Origin of the sequence: Nocardioides sp. (genome assembly GCF_025964975.1) — a bacterium.
Lineage (GTDB): Bacteria > Actinomycetota > Actinomycetes > Propionibacteriales > Nocardioidaceae > Nocardioides.
This window is the reverse complement of the sequence record NZ_JAOPXV010000100.1, coordinates 19,669-28,870: the sequence shown is the minus strand read 5'-3', so window position 1 is coordinate 28,870 and position 9,202 is coordinate 19,669. Positions and strand designations below refer to the sequence as shown.

The following is a 9,202-nucleotide window of genomic DNA, read 5'->3' as shown; positions in this document are numbered from 1 at the left end:
ATCGAAGGTCTTCTCGGCCTGCTCGATCAGGGTGAGCATGTCGCCCATGTCGAGGATGCGCGAGGCCATTCGGTCGGGGTGGAAGAGGTCGAAGTCGGTCATCTTCTCGCCCGCCGAGGCGAACATGACCGGCCGGCCGGTGAGGCTGGCGATCGACAGCGCCGCGCCACCGCGGGCGTCACCATCGAGCTTGGTGAGCACGACCCCGTCGTAGCCCACCCCGTCGAGGAACAGCTGCGCGGTCGTGACGGCGTCCTGGCCGATCATCGCGTCGACGACGAACAGCACCTCGTCGGGCTGGACCGCATCGCGGATGTCGGCTGCCTGCTTCATCAGCTCGGCGTCGACGCCGAGGCGCCCGGCGGTGTCGATGATGACCACGTCGTGCAGCTTGCGCTTGGCCTCCTCGATCGAGGCGCGAGCCACTTCGACGGGGCTGCCGACGCCGTTGCCGGGCTCGGGCGCGAAGACGGGTACGCCGACGCGCTCACCGTTGACCTGGAGCTGCTGGACGGCGTTGGGACGCTGCAGGTCGGCCGCGACGAGCATGGGGGTCTTGCCCTGGTCCTTGAGCCACAGCGCGAGCTTGGCGGCCAGCGTCGTCTTGCCGGCGCCCTGCAGCCCGGCCAGCATGATGACCGTCGGGCCGGTCTTGGCGAAGCGGAGGCGACGGGTCTCGCCACCGAGGATGGCGGCGAGCTCCTCGTTGACGATCTTGATGATCTGCTGGGCGGGGTTCAGCGCCTGGCTGACCTCCTCGCCACGGGCGCGTTCCTTGACCGCGGCCACGAACTCCTTGACGACGGGCAGCGCCACGTCGGCCTCGAGCAGTGCGATGCGGATGTCGCGCGCAGTGGCGTCGATGTCGGCCTCGGACAGCTTCCCCTTGCCGCGGAGATTCTTGAAGGTGTCGGCGAGCCGGTCAGAAAGTGTGGCGAACAACGTCGAGTCAGTCCTTGTGGTGGCGCGTGTAAGCGGTCGGTCCAGCCTACTTGGTGGCCCGCGCTGCCTCGCCCTCGATGGGGGACAGCGCGCGCCGGACGGCGTGGGCCGCCTCGGAGGCGCGCTCGTCGGAGAGCCGTCCAGCACCGCTCTCCTGGACGTAGAAGACGTCCACCGCCTGGGGCCCCACCGTGGCGACATGGGCGGAGCGGACCGAGAGGTCCAGCGCCGCCAAGGTGGCGCACACCCGGTGGACCACCCCGGGTCGGTCGTCGGTCCGGACCTCCAGCACCGTGGCCGAGCGGGACGCTTCGGAGCGTACGGCGACCAGCGGCTCGAGCCGGCCCGGAGCCGGCCGAGCCAGCCGCGCGCCTACGTCGATGCGCCCCTCGGCGAGGGCGACGAGCCGCTCGCGCAGCACCCTCGGGTCCAGGTCGGGGGTCGACACCTCCCAGACGGACACCCCGACCGGACCGGTGCGGCCCTCCTGGGACCAGGCGCGGGCGGAGTGCACCGGCACCCGCTGGAGCGCCAGCACCGCAGCGGCATCCGCCAGGAGGCCGACCCGGTCGGGGGCCATGACCGCCACCCGGGTGCCGTCCGTGTCGGACTCCACCCCGACCCACACCCCGCCCTCCTCCACGAGAGCGGGGACGACCAGGTCGCCGGACAGAGCCGGGGGTGCGGGGTCCCCGCCCGCTGCCGCGAGCGCGTGCCGGGCCAACCGGGTGACCAGTCCTGCTCGCCACGTCGACCACGCCTGGGGAGAGGCGGCCCGGGAGTCGGCCTCCGTGAGCGCCAGGAGCAGGTCCAGCGAGGCGGCATCAGGGACGTGCGCCAGCAGCCCGGCGACGGTGGCCGGGTCGTCCGGGTCGCGCGACGTCGCCGTCTCGGAGAGGAGCAGGTGGTGGCGCACGAGCAGGGCGATGAGATCGACTCCCTCCGGGTCGAAACCCATGCGGGTGGCGATGGCGCGGGCGATCGCCTCACCGGCCACCGAGTGCTCGGTGCGTTGGCCCTTGCCGATGTCATGGAGCAGCGCGGCTACCAGCAGGACGTCGGGGCGCGCCACCGACCGGATCAGTGCCGAGGCCTCGACACAGGTCTCGACGACGTGACGGTCCACGGTGAACCGGTGGATGGGCGAGGCGTGCGGCAGCATCCGGATGCGCTCCCACTCGGGCAGGAAACCTGCCAGCGCGCCCGTCTCCTCCAGCGTCTCCCACACCGGGAGCAGGCCGGTGCCCGAGGCGAGCAGGCGGACCAGGGCGTCGCGGGCAGCCGCAGGCCAGGGGGTGGGCAGCTCCGAGCTCTCCCGGGCCAGGCGTGCGGCGGTGGCCGGCGCCAGGACGGCGTCTCGCTGGGCCGCCTCGGCGGCGGCCCGCAGCAGCAGGGAGGGATCGAGGTCGGGACGGGCCCGCGCAGCCAGCACCACCTCACCCCGGGCCAGCGCGATCCCGGGGGCGATGGGCTCCAGAGCGGGACGGCGGGCGTCGCGGACCGACGCGGGCCGCGCCAGCATGTCGTCGACGCGCCGCCAGGTGAGCCGGGACAGATGGGTGATCCGTCGGCCGAGCTCGCGGACGTGCCGTTGCGCGGCCTCCGCGTCGACCAGGTCGAGCGCCTGGGTCATCGGCTCCCAGAGCTCGGGCGCCACCCGGTCTGTCGGGCGCTGGGTCTGGTCGTGCAGGAGGTCCCGGAAGTCGAGGAGCGACTGCCGGGACCGCTCGAGCTCGGCGCTCGAGACGTCGACGAGCCAGGTCGTCTCCAGGGCCTTCAGCACCGTGGCGTCGCGCAGGCCCCCCTCGGCTTCCTTGATGTCGGGCACCGAGACGTGCGCCAGCTCGCCGACCACGTCGTGGCGCCGGTCCACCAGCACGCGCAGGTCGGGCAGTCGTTCACGCGCCTCGCGACGCCACGCCCCGAGCATGGTCGCGCGCAGCCGCAGCGTGAGGTTGGGATCGCCCGCCAGGTGCCTGATGTCCAGCAACCCGAGCGCCACCTTGAGGTCGTCCTCGGCGGCGGCGACCATCTGCGACAGGGACCGCACCGAGTGGTCGAGCCGTGAGCCGGAGTCCCAGAGGGGATACCAGACCTGCTGGGCCAGGGGGCCGGGGTCGAGGCCGTCGTCGTGCACCAGGACGACGTCGAGGTCCGAGTGGGGAGCCAGCTCACCCCGGCCGTAGCCGCCGGCGGCGATCAACGCCACCCCCACGTCCGGGCCGTCGTGTGCGGCGTACGCGCTCCGGCACAGCTCGTCGGCCACGGACGTTCGTGCGGCCCGCTCGGTCGAGGTCATCTCGAGTCCTCTCGTGGTGGGCGGGCCGCACGACGTGCACGGGCTGGCGTCAGATCGCTGCTTCGTCCGTGTCTCCGGTGCGGACCCGGACCACCGTCTCCACGGGGGTGACCCACACCTTGCCGTCGCCGATGCGGCCGGTCTGCGCGGTCTTGACGATGATCCCGACCACGTCCTGGGCGTCCGCGTCGTCGATCACGATCTCGAGCCGGATCTTCGGCACGAGGGCGATGTCGTACTCCGCGCCGCGGTAGACCTCGGTGTGGCCCTTCTGCCGGCCGTAGCCGCTGACCTCCGAGACGGTCATGCCGGTGACACCGAAGGTCTCCAGCGCCTCACGGACGTCCTCCCACTTGTGGGGCTTGATCACTGCGGTGACGAGCTTCATGCCTTGACTCCTTCGTTGCGCGAGGTGACTGCCGTGCTCGAGGTGCTGGCAGCCAGGATCCCGGAGCTGCTCCCGCTGCCGCTGGACCCACTGTGCAGGTCGTACGCCGACTCGCCGTGAGCGGCGAGGTCGATGCCGTTGACCTCGTCCTCCTCGTCGAGTCGCAGGCCGATCGTGTACTTGATGGCGAGGGCGATGACCGCCGTCAGGACCCCGGAGTAGGCGACCGCGACGAGGACCCCGAGGGTCTGGTCGCCCAAGGAGCCGAGACCGCCACCGTAGAGCAGCCCGTCGACCCCGCCTGCACCCTCGGACGTGGAGAACACGCCGATCAGCACGGTGCCGATGACACCACCGACCAGGTGGACGCCCACCACGTCGAGGGAGTCGTCGAAGCCCAGCTTGTACTTCAGGCCGACGGCCCAGGCGCACACAGCGCCGGCGACGAATCCGATCGCGACGGCACCCTCGAGGTCGACGGCGCCTGCCGCCGGGGTGATCGCGACGAGGCCCGCGACGATGCCGGAGGCCGCGCCGAGCGAGGTGGCCTTCTTGTGGACCAGGCGCTCGATGGCGAGCCAGCCGAGGATCGCGGCGAACGCGGCCAGCGTGGTGTTGCCGAAGGTGCGACCGGTCTCGGAGATGAAGCGCGCGGTGAAGGCCTCGCCCTCCTCGCCGGCGAACACGATCGAGCCGACGTTGAAGCCGTACCAGCCGAACCACAGGAGACCGGCGCCGAGCATCGTCAGCGTCAGGTTGTGCGGACGCATCTGCTCCTTCGGCCAGCCGACCCGCTTGCCGAGCAGCAGCACCAGCACCAGCGCCGCGATTCCTGCGTTGATGTGCACCGCCGTACCGCCGGCGTAGTCCTGGGCGCCGATCCGGCCGCAGATGAGCGAGGCCTCGGTGCAGCTGAACACCATGTGCGCCAGCGGGAAGTAGACGAGTAGCGCCCAGACGGGCACGAAGAGCACCCAGGCCGAGAACTTCAGCCGGCTCTCGACCGCGCCACTGATGAGGGCCACGGTGATGATCGCGAACGTCATCTGGAACATCACGTAGATGTAGTCACCGGTGGCGACGCCGTCGAGCCAGAAGAGGTCGAGCGGGTTGGCGAAGAGGGTGCCGTCCCCGCTCCAGCCCATCGACCAGCCGACTGCGACGTACAGGATCCCGACGATGGCGGCTGCGACGTACGACATCATCATCATGTTGAGCACGGACTTCGATCGCGACATCCCGCCGTAGAACAGTGCCAGCGCGGGCACCGTCATCATCAGCACGAGAGCAGTCGCGACGAGCATGAACGCGTAGTAGCCGTCCACAGAACCTCCAGGGAACGATCGGGGGGTGGTCTGCACGACACGACGACGCTGTCGTCCCGGGCACCACCTGTTGCCCTGAACCCTGCGGGCGCGACGTTTCCTCGTGGGCCGCCACGTGTTGCGCGGAGGCAACAGATTCCGGCCTCGTGTTACGTCCGTGTGAACTGCCGCGGGCGACGCAGGGCGTACGCGCCTCGATACACTCCCCGCATGACCGGAAGCCGCGCCGATCGCACGGCGCGCACCGGCGTCGTACTCGTCAATCACGACAGCGCCGAGGACACCGTCGGGTGCATCGCGTCCCTCGAGGCGTCGTACGACCTCGACATGGACGTCGTCGTGATCGACAACTCCGACTCGGACGACTCCCTGGACGCGCTGCGCGACCTCGTGGGCGACCGGGCGGTGGTGCTGTCCAGCGGCGGCAACCTGGGCTACGCCGGCGGTTCCAACGTCGGGATCCGGCGCTGCCTGGAGCGCGGCAACGAGTTCGTGTGGTTGCTCAACCCCGACACCCGGGTGGAGCCCGAGACGTTGCCGCGGCTCAAGGCCCTGCTCACCGAGGTCCCCGACTGCGGGGTGGTCGGTCCACGGATCGTGCACCCGGCGCCACCGGGGGGCGCGGAGACCGTCTGGTTCGACGGAGGCATCGTCGATGAGTCCAAGGCCGGGGAGACCCGCCACCTGCACCAGGGACGCGGTGTCGCCCAGGTGGCTCCCCCCACGGTCCGCGACGTGGACTACGTCACCGGGGCATCACTGCTGACCCGGCGCACCGTCCTCCAAACCGTCGGCCTGCTCCCGGACAGCTACTTCCTCTACTTCGAGGAGACCCACTGGTGTCGCGACGTCCGGCGCGCAGGCTGGCGGGTGATGGTCGACCAGCAGGCCCGGATGCTGCACCACCAGCGCTCGACCGGTGCGATGCCCTCTCCGTACCACCTCTACTACATGACGCGTAACCGCTACCTCTTCGTCGAGCGCGCCCTCGGCGGAGACGGCGAGGCGGCGCTGGCGCAGCTGCGCGGCAAGTGGCTGCGCAACTGGCGCCGCAAGGTCGAGCAACAGGCACCCGAGTGGCTGCCCGAGTTCGATGCCCTGGTCGAACGAGCGGCGGCCGACGCGCGCGCCGGGCGTGACGGGCGCAATGATGCTGTCTCACACGTGCCGTGGCCCGACGATGTGGTGCGGAGCGAGACGCCGGCCGCGCGACCGAGAGATGGGGTGAGCAACCGATGACCACCAAGGGTCGCGACGAGGTCGTCACCGTCATCGAGCGGGCGCTCGCCGGTGGGCCGCGCGTGCTGCACATCGCGCTGGACGCCTCCACCGTGCCCGTGCGGCTCGCCCAGGAGCACGACCGTGAGGTCGAGTGCCTGCGGTGGCCGGTCGCCACCGAGCCTGACGAGCCCTGGGGGCTCGACGTGGGCCGACGGGACGAGGTCGACGACTGGGCACAGCCCTTCCTGGTGGCGCCGGTCGACGTGGTGGTCGTGGAGGACGTCCTCGACGCGAGCCACGACGCAGACCTGTTCTTCCGCACGCTCGGCTCGGGCGCCCTCGTCCCGGGGGCACTCGTCGTGGTGTCGGGTGTGCGAGACCTGACGTCGTCGATCGCCTCGGCCGGTTTCGTGATGGAGCCCAATGCGTCCGCCGCCCTGGACAGCGGCCGTCACATCACCGTCGCCCGCTTCCCGTCCTTCACCACGGCCGCCCCCCAGTCCCCCGCTGCCGACGAGGCCAGCGCCGCCGAGGTCCGTCGACTGGCCCACGAGCTGGAGCGCACCCGCGAGCTGCTCGCACGCGAGCGTGCCACGATCGCCCGCGAGATGCAGTCGGGCAAGGACGAGCTGTTGTCGATGGACCGCGAGATGAACGACCTCCAGGAGCGGTTGCAGCGGCTGCGCCACAAGAACGTCCTGCTGAGGGCGCGCGTCGCCCAGGTGTCCCGGGAGCGCGACCTCATCCAGACGCAGGTCACCTCGCTCGAGGAGGATCTCTTCCTGGCGCGCGACTCGCGGGCGGTCCGGGTCGTCGCGTCCGTCGTGGAGAAGGCCCGGCGCCGCAAGGACGGCGCGTGAGCACGGGGACCTCACTCTCCGAGACGGTCGGAGGCCACGACGGCGAGCACCTGTCGGCGGTCGACCGTCGGCGGGCGGCCTACCGCCAGCTCATCGACGGGGAGCTGGCCACCGGTGACGGCGAACGGGTCCTCTTCTTCGTGCACTCGGTGGACCTTCGTCACGCGACGCCTGACCTGGTCGCCGCTGCCGGGCTGGGGCTGGCGTTGAGCGATCGCGGGTACGGCGTACGGCTGGTGCCCCGTCACCGGTGGCACCTGGGCGGATCGGCCGAGATCTGGATCGCCACCACCCCCGACGCGGATCCGTCACAGGCACCCGTCGACGCGTGGCGCGTGGCCTGGGCCCACAGCGAGACCGAGGCGTGGGCCGAGCTGGACCACCTGATGGCCTTCGACCAGATGCTGGTGGGCTCCGCGGTCGCCCGCAGCATGCTGGTCCCCACCTCGGCGCGGCGCGTCGACGTCCTGCACAACGCCGCGGACGTCGAGCTGTTCGCACCCCGGGACGACCCGGCTCCGCCGCGCGACGGCGCTGTCAGCCTCGGGGTCAACGTCGAGCGCGGCCGTGCCATCCAGCCGCTGATCAACGACCTGCGACTCACCGTCCCCCTGACCGTCTACGCCGAGCCACTCCGCAGCATGCGCTCGGGCCTGCTGGGGCGACTCGAGGAGCCGATCCCGTGGCTGCGGGCCCCCGAGGTGCTGACGCGGGCCGAGCTCACCGTGATCGAGCTGCCCGGCACTGCGATGGGCGACGCCACGCTCTCCCCGCACTTCTTCGAGAGTCTCGCGTGCGGCTCGCTCCCCGTGGTGAACTCGCGCCTCGGCGCCACGGAGTGCGGGCTCGACGTCCCGACCTACCGGTCCTCCGACGAGCTCGGGAAGCGGATCACCTCACTGCTGGCCGACCCCGAGGGCATCCGCGCACGGGTCGAGGAACTCCGCGAACGCGTGCTGCTCGACCACACCTGGGACCTCCGCGCCGCCGAGTTCGAGGAGACCGTCGCGACCGCCCGACGCGACCAGACCAGCGCCCCGCCGCACCGCGCGCTCCACTACTTCCCGGACTACAACCGTGCCAATCCCTACCAGGGGATGCTCTTCGCCGGCCTCGACGCGGTCGACGCCTATCCGGTCGCGGTCGCCGACGTCATCGAGCACCTCGAGAACCGGTCGGTCGCCTCTGTCCCCGGGACCTTGAACATCCACTGGACGACGCCGATCATGCAATACGCCACGGGTCCGTTCCGTGCTGCGATCGAGCTCGACCGCTTCGGGGCGGCGCTGCACAAGTTCCACACCGCGGGCGGACGGCTGGTCTGGACGCTGCACAACGTCCTGCCCCACGAGGCTCGCCACGTCTGGGCGGAGACCCAGCTCGCCCAGCTGCTCGCCGACCGTGCCGACGCGATCCACGCGCTGTCGGAGATCACCGCCCGGCAGGCCTCCGAGGTCCTCCGCCTCGACCCGCGGCGCGTGGTCGTGATCGAGCACTCCAGCTACATCGGTCGCTACCCGCACTGGATCAGCCGCGAGGCGGCCCGCCGCCAGTTGGGACTCGACCCCACCGACAAGGTGCTCGTGGCGCTGGGTGGCATCCGTCCCTACAAGGGGCTCGGCCGCTTGCTGGACGTGTTCCACGAGCTCGCGGACGAGGACCCGAGCCTGCGGCTCCTGGTCGCCGGCAAGCCGGCGCAGACCCAGGAGACGGCGGGGCTCAAGCGACGGTGCGAACAGTCGACCCGGGTGATCTCGGAGTTCTCCCACGTCGCGGACGACCAGCTGCAGGTGTGGTTCGGCGCCGCTGACCTGGCGGTGCTCCCCTACTCGAGGATCCTGAACTCGGGCGTCTTCTGGCTCGCCCAGAGCTTCGGGCTGCCCATCGTCGGCCCACGCACGGGTGCGCTGCTGGACTTGGCCGACGAGCCTCACGTGCGTCTTTTCAACCCCCGTGACGACCGCTCCCTCAAGCAGACCCTGCGTTCGACGATCGTCGACCTGGTCAACGAGCCGGACCGCCTCGAGGCTGCGCGGGAGGCCTCGCTCGCGGCCGCGCGTGCGAGACCTCCCCACCGCATGGCCGAGGACTTCGCCGAGTTCATCGAGCCGCTGCTCACCGGCCAGGACCGGACCCGCCGCCGGGTAGCGGGGTGACCTGAGTGATC

The 9,202-nt window shown here is 71.1% G+C and carries 7 protein-coding genes; 3 read left to right on the top strand and 4 right to left on the bottom strand.

Translation table 11 applies throughout. The features are described 5' to 3' along the window. The 4 genes from JWN68_RS07130 to JWN68_RS07115 form a co-directional block, all read right to left on the bottom strand. A partial coding sequence (locus tag JWN68_RS07130; RefSeq protein ID WP_297736726.1) for a signal recognition particle receptor subunit alpha occupies positions 1-942 on the bottom strand: 942 nt, incomplete at its 3' end. Positions 943-988: 46 nt separating this feature from the next. Next, entirely contained in the window at positions 989-3,241 is a 2,253-nt protein-coding gene (locus tag JWN68_RS07125; RefSeq protein WP_297736723.1) for a [protein-PII] uridylyltransferase, read from the bottom strand. Between the two features lie 49 nt (positions 3,242-3,290). Further along, positions 3,291-3,629, bottom strand: coding sequence for a P-II family nitrogen regulator (locus JWN68_RS07120; protein WP_297736720.1), 339 nt, complete (start codon positions 3,627-3,629; stop codon positions 3,291-3,293). Continuing rightward, positions 3,626-4,954: an ammonium transporter gene (locus JWN68_RS07115; RefSeq protein WP_297736717.1), complete on the bottom strand. Its 1,329-nt coding sequence runs from the start codon at positions 4,952-4,954 to the stop codon at positions 3,626-3,628. The genes JWN68_RS07120 and JWN68_RS07115 overlap by 4 nt, the downstream gene beginning before the upstream one ends. Before the next feature lie 210 nt (positions 4,955-5,164). On the opposite strand from JWN68_RS07115, the gene JWN68_RS07110 reads away from it, so the two are divergent. Genes JWN68_RS07110 through JWN68_RS07100 form a run of 3 tightly spaced genes read left to right on the top strand, consistent with a single transcriptional unit; the run spans position 5,165 to position 9,191 of the window. Continuing rightward, positions 5,165-6,193, top strand: coding sequence for a glycosyltransferase family 2 protein (locus JWN68_RS07110; protein WP_297736714.1), 1,029 nt, complete (start codon positions 5,165-5,167; stop codon positions 6,191-6,193). Next, positions 6,190-7,035, top strand: coding sequence for a hypothetical protein (locus JWN68_RS07105; protein WP_297736711.1), 846 nt, complete (start codon positions 6,190-6,192; stop codon positions 7,033-7,035). The genes JWN68_RS07110 and JWN68_RS07105 overlap by 4 nt, the downstream gene beginning before the upstream one ends. After that, the gene (locus JWN68_RS07100; protein ID WP_297736708.1) at positions 7,032-9,191 is read left to right on the top strand and encodes a glycosyltransferase; all 2,160 of its coding nucleotides are present in this window, start codon (positions 7,032-7,034) and stop codon (positions 9,189-9,191) included. Before JWN68_RS07105 ends, JWN68_RS07100 begins: the two co-directional genes overlap by 4 nt. The last annotated feature ends 11 nt before the right edge of the window (positions 9,192-9,202 follow it).